Below are 17,954 nucleotides of genomic sequence, written 5' to 3' on the forward strand. Positions count from 1 at the left end.
CCCCGCAACAGAAAGCCCCCATTCGCCAGTGGCGAATGGGGGCTTCTTTTTTCTTCCTAGCCGTCGTTTACACAAAAACTTCTTCCCGGGGCCGTTCCTGTCGAAGCAGGTCCCGAACGATGCGGGCGATGAATACGCCGAGCCGAATCCAGCCCAGCGGCGTGGTCAGATTACCAATCCAACGGATGATGGTGGACACTGCATCCAGAAAGAAATCCAGTCCGTCGCGCATCCGCACCAAAAAGGCCGCGTGGGCCGCCAGGTCTTCGTCCGTCGCCCGGGCATTGATGACGCTGTTGGCGTCAAAATCAATGGCCAGTTTGGTGGCCATGATGGGAGATTCTCCATCAACGGCTTTTCCCCGCGTAATGAATGGTCGGCCCAGCACGAAATGGGAAAAGTAGCGGAAGCCCTCAAAGAAGAGCCCGATTCCCTCCTGAATGCGTTTGATGACCGACTTCACGAAATTGAAGACGGCCCCCGCAATTTTCTTAATCCCGCGGACCACCCAGTTAACGACCCGCCTGATCCCCCGAAATGCTCCGCGGATCAATCCACCCAGCCCGAAATACACCCGCCGGGGGCGGCTGGGCTCCGTCATGTCGGGATACTGATCTTCCACCTCGACCTGCCGCTTGAGCAGGTCAAAGTCGGCGCCACCTTCCCGATCCAGGGCCGCCCAGATGGCGCGTTCTTCCCGTTCCATTTGCCGGGCATCCGCTGGCTGATAGGCTTCAAGGATTTTGGCCACGGTCCGTAAGTCCGCCACCCACAGTTCGTCCTCACCGGACACCTCCGTGAGCAACGCATTCCTCAACCGGTTGCGCCCCACAGTCGGACGGTCCAGTTCGCCTTCCTGGTTCAGCAGGGCCGAGAGCGCCTCGTGACTCCGCACGCCAAACTCCCCGTCAATCGCTCCCGTGTAGTAGCCCGCACGCCAGAGGCCGATCTGTACTAACCTGATCCCCAGGTGGTTTTCTCCGGTATCCACGTGGAAGCGTGCCTCGGCCAGTTGCCGGCGTAGCTTTCTTCGGAAGCGACTGGGGACACCCGCTTCTCTTTCGTCCCTCCCGGTGGGGTTATTGAGCTCGTAGGCCAGAAAGTAGGGTAAGCGGCGGCCGCTGTTATCGGAAAAACGATGGGCCCGGCGGAAGGCTTTGAAGAGATAATCGTAATTGAAGAGCAGCTCCCAGGTTTCGGCCGGTAATGGCCGGTCCCTCTGACTGGGCAGCAGAGAAGTATCCAGTTTAAGACTTACTTCCAGACTCTTGAGGTAACCGAGTAGCCCCTCATCAAAATAATCCCGGCTACGAAAGTCTGCCTCCCCGTAGTGAAACAGTACCCGCAGGCGGAACAGTAACGATCGCCCCAGCGCCGTTTCGTCCCCCGGCCGATACCGCGCCGGTGCGGGGAGTTTCCCGTCGAAGGAAGTCAGCTGCTCGAGGCGAAACACCAGCACGGTAAGGTATTTTTCTATCCATTCCTCCTGTTCTTTTGGCGCAGTAGAGGGGAATTTTCCCAACCGTTGAAACAAGGGATAATCGTCTTCCCGAAAGAAGGTTCCAACCGCACGATAAATGTGGTAAAACTGAGCCGTGGTGGGCGGTTTCCTCCGCTCGCGCCTGCGGTGGTAATTCCGGAAGAAGGAAGCAGAAAGGTACCCCAGGTCCGTCAGGTGCTGGACGAGTTCGTGCCAGTGCCCCCGACGATTTCTGGTCACCGCGGCGGGGTCTTTGCCGAAGGAGGTTCGTACATCTACGGGGTAAGGCACCGCATATTCCTTCGGCATCACCACCGCTACGGGCTGTTGTAGGGCAGCGGCATTGGCTCCGGAGAATTCCAGGTTCCGAATAGATTTACAAGCGGCAATGAAGGTGCCCGAATTCACCATCAGGCATTAAGGCCCGCAATCCGCATCAGGCTTTCCACCATCGCTGCCCGGGCGGCCACGGCAGTCTTGACCGCCTCCAGGTGAAGGGCATACAGCCTTTCTTCGTCCGGCGTCAGCCCTTCCTTAACGAACTGAACGGTATCCTTATCCAGCGCAATGTGGGTAGCCGCCACCGCCTTGAAGGCCGACTCATCCGAGTCGGCTACTCCCTTAATGTTTTTCATGACGTCCTGAAACCGGATGGTCCCGTCATCTTCGGACGTAATGTCGGTTACCTTGACGACCAAATCACCGGTAAAGGTGACCACATCGAGGCTAACCAGGTCACTGACCGCCGCTTCTAATTTACTTTGTGCCTTGGTGGATGCTGCCATAGATTTATTGATTTTAAAACCTGGCATTAAGATAGCGGACCGGATGCATTATCTCCGTCAACCCACCCGCTTATTTCACGGATAATCTTCTCCATCACGGCCTTCTCCGCTGATCACTTAGGTTTTGGGCCAATCCCGTTCGGTTTCCAGTGGGGGCCAGGTCATTTGCAGGCCTTCCAGGGCTTTGACCACGATGTTGCTCATGAGGTAATCCCGGTACCACCGCTGGTCTACGGGAATGATGTGCCAGGGTATCTCACTCCGGTTGATGACGTCCTCGTAGGCCGCCCGGTAGGCGTCCCAGTGCTCCCGCTCCTCCCAGTCGCCGTCATTGTGCTTGAAGTGCTTTTCCTTTTCCACGACCCTTTCCATGAGTTCCTCCTCCTGCTGCTCTTTACTCAGGTGCAGGTAAAATTTAAGGATCAGGGTATTATTGTCGTAGGTAACCAGGCGCTCAAAAGCATTGATGCTGTCAATGCGGGCGTTCACCCTTTCCTCGTCGATCCAGCCGTGCACCCGCTGGATCAGTACGTCTTCGTAGTGACTGCGGTTAAAAATCACCAACTCTCCCTTAGCGGGCATTTCCTTGTGAATCCGCCAGAGAAAGTCGTGGGCGAATTCCAGCTCCGTTGGCTTCTTCCAGCCTACCGCCCGCATGCCGAAGGGAGTGCATTCCCCAAATACTTTGCGCATGGCCCCGTCCTTGCCGCTGGCGTCCATCCCCTGAAAAATAACCAGCACGGCGTGTTTCCCTTCCGCGATCAGTTGACCGTGGAGTTCCGCAATCCGGTCGGCATTCTTCCGGGCAATTTCCTTTGCCTTGCTCTTGTCCAGATTCTCGGGAGCCCGGGTAGAAATTTTGGACAAATCAATTCTTTCGGCCATGGTATTATTTTTTTGGCGACGGATTCCCGGTAGAGCACGAGGGTCCCGACCTTTTGTCGCGGACGCGGGTGCAAAGGGCCCTGGTGCTCCGCCGGGATGCAGGGATATAAAATACTTGTGCTTGGCCTTCAGGCAAGATGCCTTTCGGGCCAAATTGCCAAATCGCGATTTTGGCATCTTCAGGACAAGGATACGGGGTAAAGGATAGAAAAAACAATTATTCTTCTACGTCTTACCCCGGTTATCGGCGCAGCCGTTACCAGAACCAGCCCACCAGAAGGAAGGTGATGATCAGCAGGGCCACAGCCTGGTAGCGGTAATTCTTGTACCAGGGCAGTCCTTCCAGCTCCTTCGTTTCCGCGTGCAGCAGGTTGATGTTCCAGGTGTAATTATGAACTTTTTCCTCGTCGGGCGGGGCCGTCATGAGGCTCACCACCACATTGATGATCCCACAGAGGATGAACAGATAGAAGGTACGGTGCAGGAAGTGCATCTGGGTAAACCAGTTATCTACCTCGGCTCCGTCCGCCAGCAGGTAAATCACACTGATCGCCGCTCCGGCGAGCAAACTGATGAAGGCCCCGGTACCGTTAGCCCGGCTCCAGAACAAGCCCACGATGAAGGCCGCCGCAATCGGCGGCGCAATGAAGCTCAGCACTAACTGCAGATACTCCCACAGGGAAGCATACCGCTCAATCTGCGGTGCCCAGGCACAGGCCAGGATCACCAGGATCAGCGTAGACACCTGCCCCACCCGTACCAGTTGCTTACTGCTCAGGTTGGGGAAAAGCTTGATGGCAAAGTCCATCGTAATCAGCGTCGAAGCCGAGTTAAACGTGGCCGAAACGGAAGACATCATTGCCGCCAGCAGCCCGGCCAGCACCAGTCCCAGAATACCCGTCGGCAGCATCTCAAAGAGCAACATGGGGTAAGTCGCGTTCGGACATTCCGCCAGGTCCTCGCAGATTCCTCCCCCCGGCAACTGGTAGTTGATGTCGGCAATGTTCAGGCCGTTCTGCTGCATGTACACGATGGCGGCGGTGCCGGGAAGCACCATGATGAACAGTACGGGAAGCTTGAGCAGTCCGGCAAAGAGGGCGCCCCAGCGGCCGTGGTTCAGGTCCCGGGCACCTAGTACCCGCTGCACCATGAACTGATTGTTGGCCCAGAAGTAAAACCCGAGAATGGGCGCACCCAGGAGCAGGCCCGTCCAGGGCATGAACTGGTCTCCTCCGGTCCCCAGCAGAAATTCCCTCCAGGTTTCCCCCGCCGGTCGGACGAGGCTGAGGACTTCTTCGGCGTTCGATGGTTGATAATCCCCACCGGGATTGGGTAACTGCCCGGCAGCCCCCATCTCATTAAGGCCCGCAATGAGTCCGTCCCAACCACCAATTTTGCCAAAGGCAAAGTAGGTGATCAAACAGCTACCAATGATCAACAGTATGGCCTGAATGACCTCCGTCTGGATCACCGAGTTCAATCCCCCGGGTACGGTATAGGCCGCCGCCGCAATCGCCAGGATGGCTACGATGGTAAACGTACTCAGGGAAGGAAACAGCAGTTTAAGTACCACGGTTCCTACGTACAGGCCCGCGGCCGTATCCAGCAGTACGTTCCCTACGATGGTGATGAAGCTAAAGTAGTACCGAGATCGTACGTCATACCGCCTTTCCATGAATTCCGGCATGGTGTAAACCTTTGACTTCAGGTAAAACGGCAGGAAAAAGATGGCAAAAAACACCAGGACGACGGAAGCCAGCCACTCGTAGTTAAATACCTGGGTGTTGGTCTTGTAGGCGTCACCGGCCAGTCCCACCAGCGTAGAGCTGGAAATATTGGCGGCAAAGAGGGAAATCCCGACGATCGGCCAGGTCATGTTCCGCCCCGCTAAGAAATACTCTTCTGAACTCTGTGCCTTTGCGCTGTAAAGACCGTAGCCAATGATAAAAACGGCGTAAACGGCCATAACGATCAAATCGATCGTCTCTAGTGTGAATGCTCCCATACTTTAAGCTTCGTAACAATTGGATGCCCAAGTATACACAATTGTCACAGAAGTCTCCCTAAGCTGTTAGCCCTGTTTACGGACAAAACCCGATGGCTATCCGACCATAGCGGGAGCTTAGCCCTCATTTCTTCGTGTCTTAATCCCCCCAACCCACGGCACCATGACAGAAATCCAGTGCTCATTCTTGATTCGCCACGAAGAATGCACCTACTTTACGGGCATGAAGGGAATCCACCAGATACTTTTACCGCTTGTCTTTATTTTTTCAGCTTGCGCCGACCAAAATCCTCCACCCCCGGCAGCAGTGGATCAGGACGGCCCGGAACTGTCCCTCCGCGTTGAAGCAATCGATGACCGCCTCACCCAACAGCTTTTCGGGGCGGAGCCATCCTTTGAAGTACTCTTCGGCGGCATGGAATGGTCTGAAGGCCCCCTCGTTCTTCCCGATGGTTCCGTCATTTGTTCCGATGTGCCTAACAATCAGATTCTCCGGTGGACTCCGGAGAACGGCAAAGAAATCTGGCTCCAGAACAGCGGTAATGCTCCCGACGATTATTCCAGCGAGCCGGGAAGTAACGGTCTGCTCCTGGACCAGGATGGGCGTCTCCTACTCTGCCAACACGGAGCCCGCAGTGTGTCCCGGATGAAGCGTGACTGGCAAAACCCAGCACCTGAGTATGAGGTACTGGCCGAAAATTTCGGGGAAAAACGTTTCAACAGCCCGAATGACCTGACCCTCGCCCCGGACGGAAGCATACTCTTTACCGATCCCATCTACGGTCTCCCCGGCAGGGCCGAAAGCAAGCTGCGGGAACTGGATTATTGTGGGGTCTTTCGCCTCACGCCCACCGGAATGGTTCAGCTACTCACTAAAGCATACAGTCGGCCAAATGGCATTGGGATCAGTCCGGATGGAAACACGCTTTACGTCGCCAACTCCGACGGAGATAATGCCATCGTGACGGCCACCCAAATCCTGGATACTGCCTTTACCCTGGGACCCGTTGATACTTTGATCAATGCCACAAATCTTACCGCAAAAGAAGTTGGATACCCGGATGGCTTGGCCGTTGGCAAAAACGGACGCATCTTTGCGACCGCTCCGGGAGGCGTCTGGGTTATGGAACCCGACGGCACCCTGATTGGCAAGATTAGGACGGGCCTTCCCGTTTCTAACGTAACCCTTTCTCCTACGGAAGACTACTTGTATCTGACAAGTGATTTTTATTTGATTCGAGTTAAATTAAACCACCCATGAGCCAACTAAGTGACGCCGAAATCGCCGAAGCAGCCACCGCAGTCCGTCGTGGCATGGAAGTATACGTTCACCGCGAGCATGGCCGCATGTTGGTCGCCGATGATCCCGAAAGAAACGTCCGGGCGGATCCTGAAGTCTTTGAAATCATCATGCAAACGGTTTCCACGGACCCCGATGCCTACGTCCACATCGAACGGATGCCCACCGATCAGGCCATCCAGGTAATGAGAGACTTTACGGACCGCGTGCGTAACCAGGAGTTGTGGCAAAACCTCAGCTACGCCCTCAAACGGCCACGCCCGTTCCGCACCTTTAAGGATGAGCTCTCCAAGTTTCCCAAGAATTACGAGCGGTGGCGCGATTTTCGTCAGTCTCGCTACGAAGACTACGTTCGCCGTTCCCTGCAAGAAGGCTAGGGTATGCAGTGGCTTCCCCGCCAGGAAATTGACGAAGCGCGTTGGGATGCCGCCATCGGCCGGGATGCACACCCCCTACCCTACGGTCTCCACTGGTGGCTCGACACGGTAGCCCCGGGAGGATGGTCAGCAATTGTCCTCGAGGATTACCGGGCGGTGCTACCGCTTCCCAAGGCAGATAGGTTCATCCCGGAATTTTTCTTAATGCGCTCTGCTGGCCCCGGCGGGCAGGTGCAAAGGCCTCCGTTTACCCAGCAACTCGGTCCGTTCGGCACCTTCTCTCCCGCGGAAGCCGGGGCCCTCCTCCGGTTGGCTACCCAAAAAGCAAAATTGAAGGGATTACCCCTGGCGGCCACCATTTCCCGCGACCAAATACCCGATGAACTCCCCCTCCGGGTAAGAACTAATTTCGTGCTTCCTCTCTCCTCTCCTCATGAAACACTCTTTCGGGGTTACGGGAAGACGCTGCGGAAGCAACTGCGAAAATACGGTCCGCACCACCTAGACCTTGCTGCTCCGGCCCTGGTCATTGACACTTACCAGCGGTCGCTAGCATCAAAAACCGGTTTACGCACCCGGCACTTCGCCATCATGGCAAAGCTGATCAAGGCAGCACTGGTCAGAGAACAGGGATATTGCTACCAGCTTTCTAGCCCGGAAGGTGATGTACTGGCCGCCGGTTTTTTTCCCGAGTACCGGGGCCGGATCATCAACCTCTTTGCCGCCAGTACCGCCCGCGGTTACGAACAGCGCGGCATGGCTCGCCTGATCGATGCCGTTATCCAACGCCACCAGCCGACCGCCAGCATCTTCGATTTTGAGGGTTCTGACCTCCCCGGAGTAAAGGAGTTCTTCCAAAGCTTTGGTCCTCAGTCGGAAACCTACTGGTCAGTAGGGTAACCGGTTGAATCGTCGGGATACATATCTGTCCACTGCACCGTTGCTCCCGTTGCCGCCGACACCCGGGCGGCTTCCAGGATTTGCATCACGATGCGGTTATTCTCCAGGGAAGAAGGCGCAAATGGAGGTACCTCAATTTTTCCCCTTACGACGGCCGCCAGGTAACTGAAGGGGTCCCCCTTGGCTCCATCGGGATGCTCCAACCGGCCTGCCGTCGGTCCCTCTTCTTCTTGCGTCATCAGCGCGTAGACGTGACGGTCATCCGCCCGAAAATATCCGTGAGTGCCATACAGTACCATTTCTTTCAGGTGATGGGACCAGTTCCAGGAGGCCTGGATGGTCACCTGGGTCTTCGGGTAGGTTACCAGAATCGTGGCCTCGTCCTCCACCTTCGGGTAACGTTCCGGCTTGATTTGTTGGGTTACGCAGCTGACGGACACTGGCTTTTGCCCATTCAGGTACCAGGTCGTAAGATTCGCCCCGTAACACCCAAAATCATTGAGGGCTCCGGCTCCGTTCAGGTCCGGGTCCGTCAACCACTCCACGAACTCCGGCCAGCAACCAATTTCAATCGGCCCGGGATGCCCGGTCCGGAACACCAGCCGCCGCAAGGGGCCGATGGTTTCCGGCCCTACCACCTCTTCGAAAGCCAGTTGGTTGGTGGCGTACCAGGTGGTCTCGTAATTGGTCAGCAGATGAATGTCGTGCTGCTCGGCCAGCTGAATCATTTCCTGCGCATGCTCCCAGTTGATGGCCAGGGGTTTTTCGACCATCACGTGTACCCCCCGCGGAGCGCAAATCCTTACCGTTTCGAGGTGGTCGTAAATCGTGTTGAAGGCCGCCACCGCCTCCACGGTTTCTTGCTCCAGCATCGCTTCAAGGCTAGGATAAATCAACGCTTTATCGAAGCCAAATTCTTTCTGGAGGCGATCAATCAGCTCCTGGTTCGTCTCTACGATACCCACGACCTCCACGTCACCGATCGCTTCCCGGCCCAGTATCCACCCCACGTGCCCGTGTACCATTCCAACTACCCCCATCTTCAGGGGTGGCGCCACCATCGGAACTTCCCCGTCGGGTTGGGGCGCAGGTGATTTTTCCGGAGTCATATCTTCAGTAGTGGAAGTACAGGCGCTACCTCCGAGGAGGAAGAGCAGCAGGCAAAGTCTGAAAAATTGGTGCATATCGATGAATGTGGCGTCAAGATACTACCGGAAATTACTTAGGCTGTGCGGGGCCGGATGGCAGTAGGATAAATCCTGCAACTCCAGGTCTGATTTCCAAACACTTTACCCGATCGGCAGTTAATAGAACGAACCCAATTATCGTATGCCCGAGTTACCCGAAGTCCACAATTTCAAGCAATACTTTGATGCTGCCGCCATTGGCCAAACCGTCGGCAAGTTAGTCGTTCACGACGATAAAATCATCCGCAACATGAGTGGCGCGGCCTTCGCGGATGCGCTGGCTGGCCGGACCTTTACCGGGTCCATCCGCCGGGGAAAGTACCTCTTCGCTCAGCTGGACAACCACCATGACGTTCTGCTCCACTTCGGGATGAACGGCGACCTGAACCTCTACCAGGAACCCGAAGATCGCGGCCGGTTTGAACGCTTCGCCTTCCACTTTCAGGACGGGAACATCCTCGGGTTCGACGACTCCCGAAAGTTTGCCCGGATCCTTTACCTGCACGACCGCGAGGCCTACATCGAGGAAATCAAGCTCGGTCCGGATGCCCTGGACCTGACCGAAGAGCACTTTGCGGCCGCCATCGAGGGAAGAAAAACCACCCTGAAGGCAGTCCTCCTCAATCAATCTATCGTCGCCGGCCTGGGAAACCTTTACGCCGACGAGATCTGCTACCGCACCAAGCTGCACCCCGCCATCCGGGTGAACACCCTCACGCCGGATGACATCAGGGCCGTTTACGAACAGATCATCGAAATTATGACCTACGCCACGGAAAACGCGCCCTACTATCGGGATTACCCCGAAAACTGGTTCTGGCATACCTGGCGAAAGGAAGACGGTACCGACCCGGAAACCGGAATGCCCGTCCGGATTACCAAGGTAGCCGGCCGCACGACCTACTTCGTGGAAGGCCGGCAAAGACAATAGCCATCCAAAAAAGAATATTCCCCTTTTGCGCTTAACTTTAGCGCAATGGCCAATCAGGTTGCACAACGCGTATACGACTTCCTTAAGGACATTCCCCCTTTTCATTTTGTGGACAATGAAGAGGCCCTGCTTCGGGTTGCCCGGCGGGTAGAGGTGCAATACCAGCCCATTGGTACCACCGTTTTCGCCCCCGGCGAACCGCCCCGCGACCGTTTTTTCGTCATCAGGGAAGGCTCCGTAGAATTGTTCAGCATCGGAGAAGACGGAGAAGAGCGCCTGGTGGAAAGACTCGGAGAAGGCGAAGTCTTCGGTATTCGCCCGCTGCTTGCGGAGGACAACTACCTTTTCCTCGCCAAAGCGGCCGAAGAAAGCCTGCTCTACGCCGTCAATACCGAGGGATTCAAAGAATTACTACCCAACTATCCCCAGCTGACCAACTATCTGGCCACCAGCATGGCCGGAAGCTCCCGTTATGCCCTCGAATACCAGGCCGCCAGGAACCGGGAACCGGAAGGCAACTGGGGAGGAACCGACTACACCGGACCGGACCTGCTCGAACTCCAGCGGGTCCACCGTGCCCGACCACCCATCACCTGTACCGCGGACGCCCGAATCGTCGATGCCGCCAAAAGGATGACGGAGCACAACGTGGGGTCCATCGTCGTGGTCGACAAAAAAGATCATCCCATCGGCATCATTACCGACCGGGACCTGAGACGTAAGATTGCCACCGGACTGAAAAGCCTCGATGCACTCATCACGGAAATCATGAACGAACCCGTGATCTGTATCCGCCCGGACGTAACGGTGGCCGACGTCCAGATCATGATGGTCCGGTACGGCCTGCATCACCTCGTGCAAACGGAAGACGGAACCAACAAAAGCCCCATCACGGGGGTCATCAGCGAGCACGACTTGTTGGTTCTGCAGGGGAATAATCCCGCCGTACTCGTTCGGGAAATCAGCCGGGCAAAAACCACCGCCTACCTCCGCTCTCTCCGGGACCGGTCCGAAAGACTACTTAAAGTTTATCTTGAAAGAGAAGTAAGTATCTCATTCATTACCAGCGTCATGTCGTCCATCAACGACGAAATTACCCGTAAATGCATCAAGTTCGGCCTTGCCCGGATGCAGGCCGACGGAATGGGTAATCCTCCGGCCCTATTTGACTGGATGACGCTCGGCAGCCAGGGCAGAGAAGAACAATTATTGCGGACGGATCAGGACAATGCCCTGATTTTCGAAGACGTGGGCAAGAAGCGCCACGCCGAAGTAAAAGCGTGGTTCCTGAAACTGGCGGGTTACGTCACCGAATACCTTCATGAGGTGGGCTTCGATTACTGTCCGGGAGACATGATGGCCAGCAACCCCCTGTGGTGCCTGTCCGTCGGTGGGTGGAAAGAGCAGTTTTCCTTTTGGATGAACGAGAACACCAGGGAAAACATGCTCCATACCTCCATCTTCTTCGACTACCGGGGTGTTTGGGGGGACGGCAGCCTTCCCGGCAAACTCACCAGACACATCTTCACGGAGTTGGAAGGAAAAAGCAGTCGGTTTCTGGCGTCCCTGGGACTGGCGGCCCTCGACAACCCCAGCCCCCTGACCTTCTTCCGGAATTTTGTGGTCGAGCGCTCCGGGGAACATAAGGACCAGTTCGACCTCAAAGCACGGGCCATGCGTCCCCTCACCGATGCAGCCCGCGTGCTCATCCTGGAGGCCCGAAAAGGGCAGGTTAACAATACCTTCCGCCGCTATGAAACCCTGGCGGAACTGGAACCCCAGAACGCCGAACTTTACCGGGAGGCCGCGGACGCCTACGAAGTTCTGATCCGGCTGCGGGCCCTAATCGGCCTGGAACGAAATGATTCCGGGCGGTTCATCAAACCGGAGGAACTCACCCGCACCCAGCGGTTGTTGTTGCGCAACAGTTTCCGCCCCGTGCGCGAAATCCAGAGCCTGCTGGAAGTCCGGTTTCAGCTCAATTTCCTGAGGTAATGGAAGGCAAGGATTGGCTCGATAAGCTTCGTAATGCCCTGTCCCTGAATCCTCGCCAAAAGGGCGCGGACCAGTGGCCGGACTGGTACCGGAAATACGCGGAACTTCCCCACCAGCTTGCACCAGGCAAGCAAGCTTTCCGGGAGCTTGACGTGGTCGTACTCGACGCCGAAACGACCGGGCTCAATCCCCGCAAGGATCAACTCCTGAGCCTCGGCGCCCTCCGTCTCCGAGGACACACCATCCGCCTTAAGGAATGCTTCGAGGCCTATCTGCCAACTCCGGAGGAATTACGGGACTCCACGGCCGTCTCCGTTCACGGCATCGTACCAAATTCCCTGCGGTACCGGTATACGGACCTTACCTCCCTGATGGAGGAGTTTCTTGCCTACCTGGGAGAAGCGGTCATCGTTGGGCACCACATTGGCTTCGACGTCGAAATGATCAATCGGGCCCTCGCGGGACTCGGGGCCGGGCCCCTCAAAAACCGGGTGCTCGATACCGCCTTGCTGGCCCAGAAAATCCACCCTCCGGGCTACTGGACGCCCCAGGGGGAATATGCCCTTGACAAGTTAGCCCGCCGGTATAAAATCAGCCTCTCCGATCGGCATACTGCCCTGGGAGACAGCTACATCACCGCCATCCTCCTGCTAAAACTACTGAGTCGCTTGTCCGAAAAACGGGGCCGGGACCTCCTTGTAGAGGATGTCTTCGGATAGGGGGTTCCCTACTCTACCTGGTAGTAATATTCCCCTTCGTAGCCCTCATAGACTCCCTGAAAGAGTAGTTCCTCCGCCCCATTGAGGGCATCCATGAATTGTTCCATGGTCTGGATGCGCCGGTCGTTGATCGCCTGAATGATAAAATCGGCGTTCATGTTGGTCGCCTCAATGGGCGTATCCCGAAAAATGGCGATTACCCGGACTCCCCCTTCCGGATACGCTGCGGCCTCCTGTGGGGTAAGGGATCTGACCTCGAAGCCAAGTTGATGCAGGCGATCTTCCACGCGGGCACTCACCAGGGAGCGGGTACGATTGGCTTTATCCCGAAGGAGCGCCGTCGCCTTGCGTTCCCGACCGTTGCGCAAATAGGTGATTCTCAGACGTTCTCCCGGGCGGTAGCGACTCAGTTGCTCCTGCATTTCGGGGGCAGAGTTGATATCTACGCCGTTCAGGGCGGTCATCACGTCGCCGATTTCCAGCCCGGCGCGCAGGGCCGCGCCATCGGGCGTGAGGTTGGTGATCAGCACCCCCTTGGCGGTCCCCAGACCAAGGCGTTTGGCCTGGGCATCGTTCACCCCCTGAATGTAGACGCCCAGCACCGCCCGTTTGACTTCGCCGAAGTCCCGCAGATCGTTCAGGACGCGCAGGGCCAGATTGCCGGGGATGGCGAAGGCGTAGCCTTCGTGCCGGCCACTGTTGGTGATGATGGCCGTATTGATGCCGATGAGCTCCCCGTTGGTGTTCACCAGGGCTCCCCCACTGTTTCCGGGGTTGACGGCCGCGTCCGTCTGGATGAAGCTTTCGATGCGGTCTTCCGGCTCCAGTACGTCAATACTACGCCCCTTGGCGGAGACGATGCCCGCCGTAACGGTTGAATTCAGGTTAAAGGGGTTGCCGACCGCCAGTACCCATTCGCCGATCTGCAGACTGTCGCTGTTCCCGAATTCCAGATTGGGCAGGTCTTTGCCGTTGATGCTGAGGAGCGCCAGGTCGGTACTTTCATCCACGCCCATGACGCTGGCGTCAAATTCCCGCTTATCCCCCAGCACGATGCGAATCCGTTCGGCGCCCTCAATCACGTGGTTATTGGTGGCAATCAGTCCGTCGGGAGAGATGATCACCCCAGACCCGGTCGTAGAGCTTTCCAGATTGGGTTCCATCCGACTCATGCGCTCGCGGAACGAGCGCACGAAGACTACCCCGGGGGTGACCTTCTCGGCGGCATTAATAAAATTTGTGGGAGCGCTTCCCGCAAAACGGGGCAGGGTCTGCTCTTTGAGCTGTAGCAGGGCACCGGCGTCCGTGGTGGCGTCACCGCGGGATGCAAAGAATATCCGATCGGCCGTGAGGGCCAGAAAAGCAGATAGTATACAGCAGCCAATGATAATCAGTAAGTCGGGTCGCTTCATGCCCGAGCATAACGTCGGAAAAGGTGGTATTGTTATCGGGCGGAGCTGATCTTGGCCATCCTGGACCTGGTGTTTCCTTTCCCCGTCTGGACAGCCGGGCGAGCCCGAAAGGAAACCACACCAACTGTCATACAGCCCAACACCCTTTGATGTATGCCTCCAATCTTTACGGGTTGGCGCTACCGATGATGGTTTGGTTGCTTTTTGGCGAAAAGCACCACCACAAGTGGGTTGAGACCGAATCCTGGTTTTATTTCCCCCGGTCCGGCTCAACGTTTAGTCCTGACGAACGTTTTCAGCCCATGCGGCGAAGACCATTTTATTTGATCTCTGCCCTTAGGATAAACACGGCACCAGCGCTCCGCGCCCACCGGCTCCTATTCAACCACCAACCAGCTAGTATACTCCCCTCAATTTGCATCCATGTTCGGCAACAACAACCAGGATTCTGAAGAATACCTCGGCAACATTTTCGGCTGGAAGCTTTCCTTTATCGGCCTGGGGGTCATCCTGCTCCTTGCGGGCATTGCGGCCTACCGCACCTATATGCTTGATGCGGAGATCGGCTTCGAAGAACCCGTTAACTCCCTGGACATGCGGGGGGATACGATCAAAATCGGTAAAGACAGCCTACGATGAAGACCGTTCGTTTTCACAAATATGAGGGAGCCGGCAACGATTTCGTGCTCATCGACGATCGGGAGAATGTGCTGCGTGAGCAACTGAACCAGGCAGTCATTGCCCGCTGGTGTGACCGCCACTTCGGGATCGGTGCGGATGGCCTGATGCTGCTGCGCTCCCACCCGGATTTCGATTTTGAGATGGTCTACTACAACAGCGACGGGGCACCGAGCACGATGTGCGGTAACGGTGGCCGCTGTATTGTCCGCTTCGCCCGCCAACTTGGCATCCACCGGGAAGAGTATCATTTCCTGGCCGTTGACGGCCCCCACCGGGCGCGTCTGTTGCCGGAAGGCGTCTCCCTGGAAATGCAGAACGTGACCACCGTGGAGGAACTGAGTTCGGGGGCCTTCCAGTTGGATACCGGATCCCCCCATTACGTCAGTTTCGTAGATAGTTGCGGGGCCATTAACGTTCCCGAACGGGGCAGGGCCATCCGGCAATCGGCTCCCTACGCGGCCGAAGGGATCAACGTCAATTTCGTGGAGCAATCCGGCGCCGATGAATTGTCCATCGGCACCTACGAACGGGGCGTGGAGGACGAAACCCTGGCCTGCGGTACGGGGGTTACGGCCGCCGCCATTGCCGCCAGTATCCGGACCGGCATCGCCCCCAATACCTCCTTCCACTGGACCGTGCGGGCCAAGGGCGGCCAATTGGCCGTCAGGGGACACTATGACGGGCGTCAATTCGCGGATGTCTGGCTGGAAGGACCGGCGACCTACGTCTTCTCCGGTGAGATTGCCTTTGCCCGGTAATCCGTCAAATACCTCCTTGCGGTAGGGGAAGATTACCGTAATAAACGTACCTTTCCTGACGAGAGAGGGGATCATTTGTGACCCTTCCCGGGTCATGTCCCACCCAATATTCTGGCTATTCTGCCACCGTACCAATTTCATTTTCGCTCCAACAAGCATTATCTACATCACCGAGAAACCAGTCAACTTATGCGTATACTTTTTACCCTTTGTATCCTTACCTGCCTGGGTTTGGGTAGCCTTTCGGCACAAGTAACCCGAATCACCGACCTTAATCCCGGCGCCGAGGACGCCAATCCCACCAGATTCTTCGATTACCAGGGCCTTTTGCTCTTCCGGGCCGACAACGACACCAACGGCGTGGAGCTCTGGATCAGCGATGGCACGCCCGAAGGAACGCGCCTGGTGCGCGACATCAACGAGGACCCCGGCAGCAGCGCCGGAAACAGCAACCCGGACAATTTCATCCTGTTCAACAACAAGGTCTACTTCAAGGCCAGGGACGCCAACAACGGAGACGAACTCTGGGAAACCGACGGTACGACCGCGGGGACTCGCCTGGTCGACGACATCAACCCGGGTTCCACGGGCTCCAATCCTTTCGACTTCATTGAGCTCAACGGGGAGATTTTCTTCACCGCCCGCGGGGCGGACGTCAGCTCCGAACTGTACCGCTACGACGCCATGGGCGACTCTGCCGCCCTGGTGCTGGATATTCGGCCGGGCAACAGTCCGTCCGTGCCCAACTTCAAGACCCTATTCGACGGTCGGATGTTCTTCACGGCCAATGATGGCGTAACCGGAACCGAGCTTTGGGTAAGTGACGGTTTTGATACCGGAACTTTCCGGCTCTCCGACATTCGTCAGGACGGCAACGGGAATGCCGCCCCGAGCCAGTACTTCGTGTACAACAACGAGCTCTACTTCCGGGCCGACAACGACACCCTGGGCCAGGAGCTTTACAAAACGGACGGCACCTTCGCCCCACCGACTCTGGTCAAGGACCTCGTTACCGGAGCGGGCGACGGCCGGCCAGGGGATTTCTTCGCATTTGGTGGCATGCTGTTCTTTTCCGCCGAGACCGATTCGCTTGGGCGGGAACTCTGGATGACGGACGGCACCGAGGAAGGAACGGTATTGTTCGCGGACCTCAATCCTGGCCCCGGAGACAGCGACCCGGAAGGATTCATCCAATTAATTCAGGATGATGTATTTCCGGCTGGTGTTTTTATTGCTGATGGTGGAGAGGGCCCCGAGCTCCATCAGCTATCCCTATTTTTTGGACAAATTTTTTTTGATGCAATAAACGTTGCCCCGACGGAAGAAGAGCTGCTTGCCCCGGAAGACCTAGTCTGGACAAATTCTACGCTCTATTTCAGCGCCGAAACGCCCACGGATGGCCGGGAGCTCTACAAGCTGGGCATCCTTGACGAATTCGCCACCAAAATCACCGACATCGGTCCTGGAGCAGAGGATGGTGGAATCGACGAAATCTTTTTGATTGGGGACCGGCTGTACTTCGAAGCCGACGATAGCCTGGGGCGGGAGCTATGGACAACCGTAGCTGATAGAGCTGGCTTCCAATTCTCTACCGCTGACCAGGGCGTCGTCAACAGTGGGGATACGATCGACCTTGGCGAGGTACTGTTGGGTGCCGATATCGTTACCACTAATTTAACCCTTACCAGCACCGGAACGGGCCCAACGGTTGGTAATTGGCTCAACGAAGGCGCCGTAATGGACCCCTTTGCCGTGCTCCTCATCGGGAATATTGACAGTATTCCCAGCGATAGTACGGTAGACTTTCAAATCGGTTTCCTGTCTGGAGAAGCTGGAACCTTTGTGGATAGCTTAGAAATCCTGGTCCTTGGGCCGGATGGACCGGAAACCTCCTTCTTTTATCTCAAGGGCACCAGCGTGGCTCCGGTAGGGGCCCTGGCGGTTAGCCTGGACGGCACCGTACTCGGAGAAGAAGTCACGGAGATTGATTTCGGAGCCGTTCCCAGTCGGACGGATTCTACTTTGGCCCTCGTCCTGGAAAATGTGGGTACCGGGCCGCTGCAGCTTACGCCCAGTCTGGCCACGGGCATGGAGTACACCGCCGACGATCTGAGTGCGGTGGAAATTGCCCCTGGAGCGACGGATACCATCAACCTGACCTTTGCCCCCCAGACGGAGGGTGAGTACACCGATACGCTGACTCTGATGGCCAGTCTGGACGCCATGACCGACGTCACCGTCACCTACGTGCTGCGGGGTAACGCCATCGTCAACAGCGTGAACGAGTTCGGTATCCGGGCCCAACGGGCCTACCCCAATCCGACCGTGGACGGCATTATGGTGGAACTCGGGGAAGCCCTGACCAACGGCACAATCAGCGTGTTCGATCAGCAGGGCCGTCGCGTGCGGGAAGCCGTGTGGCCGGCGGGTGCCCAACAGCACCGGGTGCTGCTCAGCGGATTACCCAGCGGTTTGTATCAGGTGGAAGTTAAAAGTCCGGCCGGCCGCTTACTATTGGAGGTCGTTAAGCGTTAAGGGT

15 protein-coding genes are annotated in these 17,954 nt (G+C 56.8%); 9 read left to right on the top strand and 6 right to left on the bottom strand.

The genetic code is table 11. The features are described 5' to 3' along the window. Positions 1–67: 67 nt before the first annotated feature. The 4 genes from E1J53_RS08775 to E1J53_RS08790 all read right to left on the bottom strand — a co-directional run bounded on the left by E1J53_RS08775 (position 68) and on the right by E1J53_RS08790 (position 5,155). Positions 68–1,891 (bottom strand): peptidoglycan-binding domain-containing protein, encoded by a 1,824-nt coding sequence (locus tag E1J53_RS08775; protein WP_134272559.1) that lies wholly within the window; start codon positions 1,889–1,891, stop codon positions 68–70. Further along, positions 1,891–2,265: a hypothetical protein gene (locus tag E1J53_RS08780; RefSeq protein WP_134272560.1), complete on the bottom strand. Its 375-nt coding sequence runs from the start codon at positions 2,263–2,265 to the stop codon at positions 1,891–1,893. Before E1J53_RS08780 ends, E1J53_RS08775 begins: the two co-directional genes overlap by 1 nt. 117 nt (positions 2,266–2,382) lie before the next feature. Next, a complete protein-coding gene (locus tag E1J53_RS08785) occupies positions 2,383–3,150 on the bottom strand; it encodes a PPK2 family polyphosphate kinase (RefSeq protein ID WP_134272561.1) in 768 nt (255 codons plus the stop codon). A 256-nt stretch (positions 3,151–3,406) separates the two neighbouring features. Beyond that, positions 3,407–5,155: a sodium:solute symporter gene (locus tag E1J53_RS08790; protein WP_134272562.1), complete on the bottom strand. Its 1,749-nt coding sequence runs from the start codon at positions 5,153–5,155 to the stop codon at positions 3,407–3,409. 163 nt (positions 5,156–5,318) lie between these two features. Between E1J53_RS08790 and E1J53_RS08795 the strand changes: the two genes are divergently transcribed. From E1J53_RS08795 to E1J53_RS08805, 3 genes are read left to right on the top strand one after another with little or no spacing between them, the layout of a single operon-like run. After that, positions 5,319–6,416 (top strand): SMP-30/gluconolactonase/LRE family protein, encoded by a 1,098-nt coding sequence (locus E1J53_RS08795; protein WP_134272563.1) that lies wholly within the window; start codon positions 5,319–5,321, stop codon positions 6,414–6,416. Then, positions 6,413–6,832 (top strand): UPF0158 family protein, encoded by a 420-nt coding sequence (locus E1J53_RS08800; RefSeq protein ID WP_134272564.1) that lies wholly within the window; start codon positions 6,413–6,415, stop codon positions 6,830–6,832. Before E1J53_RS08795 ends, E1J53_RS08800 begins: the two co-directional genes overlap by 4 nt. 3 nt (positions 6,833–6,835) lie before the next feature. After that, positions 6,836–7,732 carry a hypothetical protein gene (locus E1J53_RS08805; RefSeq protein WP_134272565.1) on the top strand — a complete coding sequence of 299 codons (897 nt, stop codon included), beginning with the start codon at positions 6,836–6,838 and terminating at the stop codon, positions 7,730–7,732. On the opposite strand, the gene E1J53_RS08810 is transcribed toward E1J53_RS08805, so the two are convergent. After that, positions 7,714–8,916: a Gfo/Idh/MocA family protein gene (locus tag E1J53_RS08810; protein ID WP_134272566.1), complete on the bottom strand. Its 1,203-nt coding sequence runs from the start codon at positions 8,914–8,916 to the stop codon at positions 7,714–7,716. The genes E1J53_RS08805 and E1J53_RS08810 overlap by 19 nt on opposite strands. 145 nt (positions 8,917–9,061) lie before the next feature. Between E1J53_RS08810 and E1J53_RS08815 the strand changes: the two genes are divergently transcribed. From E1J53_RS08815 to E1J53_RS08825, 3 genes are read left to right on the top strand one after another with little or no spacing between them, the layout of a single operon-like run. Further along, positions 9,062–9,850: an Fpg/Nei family DNA glycosylase gene (locus E1J53_RS08815; RefSeq protein WP_134272567.1), complete on the top strand. Its 789-nt coding sequence runs from the start codon at positions 9,062–9,064 to the stop codon at positions 9,848–9,850. A 45-nt stretch (positions 9,851–9,895) separates the two neighbouring features. Beyond that, on the top strand, positions 9,896–11,845 hold the full coding sequence (locus tag E1J53_RS08820) for a DUF294 nucleotidyltransferase-like domain-containing protein (protein WP_134272568.1): 1,950 nt from the start codon (positions 9,896–9,898) through the stop codon (positions 11,843–11,845). Continuing rightward, positions 11,845–12,564 (top strand): PolC-type DNA polymerase III, encoded by a 720-nt coding sequence (locus E1J53_RS08825; RefSeq protein WP_134272569.1) that lies wholly within the window; start codon positions 11,845–11,847, stop codon positions 12,562–12,564. Before E1J53_RS08820 ends, E1J53_RS08825 begins: the two co-directional genes overlap by 1 nt. A gap of 8 nt (positions 12,565–12,572) precedes the next feature. Here the strand turns inward: E1J53_RS08825 and E1J53_RS08830 are convergent, their stop codons facing one another. Then, positions 12,573–13,976 (bottom strand): S1C family serine protease, encoded by a 1,404-nt coding sequence (locus tag E1J53_RS08830; protein WP_134272570.1) that lies wholly within the window; start codon positions 13,974–13,976, stop codon positions 12,573–12,575. 423 nt (positions 13,977–14,399) lie between these two features. Here E1J53_RS08830 and E1J53_RS08835 point away from each other — a divergent pair, with 423 nt between their 5' ends. The 3 genes from E1J53_RS08835 to E1J53_RS08845 all read left to right on the top strand — a co-directional run bounded on the left by E1J53_RS08835 (position 14,400) and on the right by E1J53_RS08845 (position 17,950). Then, complete coding sequence (locus E1J53_RS08835) at positions 14,400–14,615, top strand: hypothetical protein (RefSeq protein WP_134272571.1); 216 nt, start codon at positions 14,400–14,402, stop codon at positions 14,613–14,615. After that, positions 14,612–15,415 carry a diaminopimelate epimerase gene (dapF, locus tag E1J53_RS08840; protein ID WP_134272572.1) on the top strand — a complete coding sequence of 268 codons (804 nt, stop codon included), beginning with the start codon at positions 14,612–14,614 and terminating at the stop codon, positions 15,413–15,415. Before E1J53_RS08835 ends, dapF begins: the two co-directional genes overlap by 4 nt. A 189-nt stretch (positions 15,416–15,604) precedes the next feature. Continuing rightward, positions 15,605–17,950, top strand: a complete 2,346-nt coding sequence (locus tag E1J53_RS08845) for an ELWxxDGT repeat protein (protein WP_134272573.1) — start codon at positions 15,605–15,607, stop codon at positions 17,948–17,950. The last annotated feature ends 4 nt before the right edge of the window (positions 17,951–17,954 follow it).

Source organism: Lewinella sp. W8 (assembly GCF_004375085.3).
Classification (GTDB): domain Bacteria; phylum Bacteroidota; class Bacteroidia; order Chitinophagales; family Saprospiraceae; genus Neolewinella.

Bases quoted from the DNA above. Each gene is read 5' to 3' on its own strand.
- E1J53_RS08775 (WP_134272559.1), bottom strand. From the start codon at position 1,891: ATGGTGAATTCGGGCACCTTCATTGCCGCTTGTAAATCTATTCGGAAC.
- E1J53_RS08780 (WP_134272560.1), bottom strand. From the start codon at position 2,265: ATGGCAGCATCCACCAAGGCACAAAGTAAATTAGAAGCGGCGGTCAGT.
- E1J53_RS08785 (WP_134272561.1), bottom strand. From the start codon at position 3,150: ATGGCCGAAAGAATTGATTTGTCCAAAATTTCTACCCGGGCTCCCGAG.
- E1J53_RS08790 (WP_134272562.1), bottom strand. From the start codon at position 5,155: ATGGGAGCATTCACACTAGAGACGATCGATTTGATCGTTATGGCCGTT.
- E1J53_RS08795 (WP_134272563.1), top strand. From the start codon at position 5,319: ATGACAGAAATCCAGTGCTCATTCTTGATTCGCCACGAAGAATGCACC.
- E1J53_RS08800 (WP_134272564.1), top strand. From the start codon at position 6,413: ATGAGCCAACTAAGTGACGCCGAAATCGCCGAAGCAGCCACCGCAGTC.
- E1J53_RS08805 (WP_134272565.1), top strand. From the start codon at position 6,836: ATGCAGTGGCTTCCCCGCCAGGAAATTGACGAAGCGCGTTGGGATGCC.
- E1J53_RS08810 (WP_134272566.1), bottom strand. From the start codon at position 8,916: ATGCACCAATTTTTCAGACTTTGCCTGCTGCTCTTCCTCCTCGGAGGT.
- E1J53_RS08815 (WP_134272567.1), top strand. From the start codon at position 9,062: ATGCCCGAGTTACCCGAAGTCCACAATTTCAAGCAATACTTTGATGCT.
- E1J53_RS08820 (WP_134272568.1), top strand. From the start codon at position 9,896: ATGGCCAATCAGGTTGCACAACGCGTATACGACTTCCTTAAGGACATT.
- E1J53_RS08825 (WP_134272569.1), top strand. From the start codon at position 11,845: ATGGAAGGCAAGGATTGGCTCGATAAGCTTCGTAATGCCCTGTCCCTG.
- E1J53_RS08830 (WP_134272570.1), bottom strand. From the start codon at position 13,976: ATGAAGCGACCCGACTTACTGATTATCATTGGCTGCTGTATACTATCT.
- E1J53_RS08835 (WP_134272571.1), top strand. From the start codon at position 14,400: ATGTTCGGCAACAACAACCAGGATTCTGAAGAATACCTCGGCAACATT.
- dapF (WP_134272572.1), top strand. From the start codon at position 14,612: ATGAAGACCGTTCGTTTTCACAAATATGAGGGAGCCGGCAACGATTTC.
- E1J53_RS08845 (WP_134272573.1), top strand. From the start codon at position 15,605: ATGCGTATACTTTTTACCCTTTGTATCCTTACCTGCCTGGGTTTGGGT.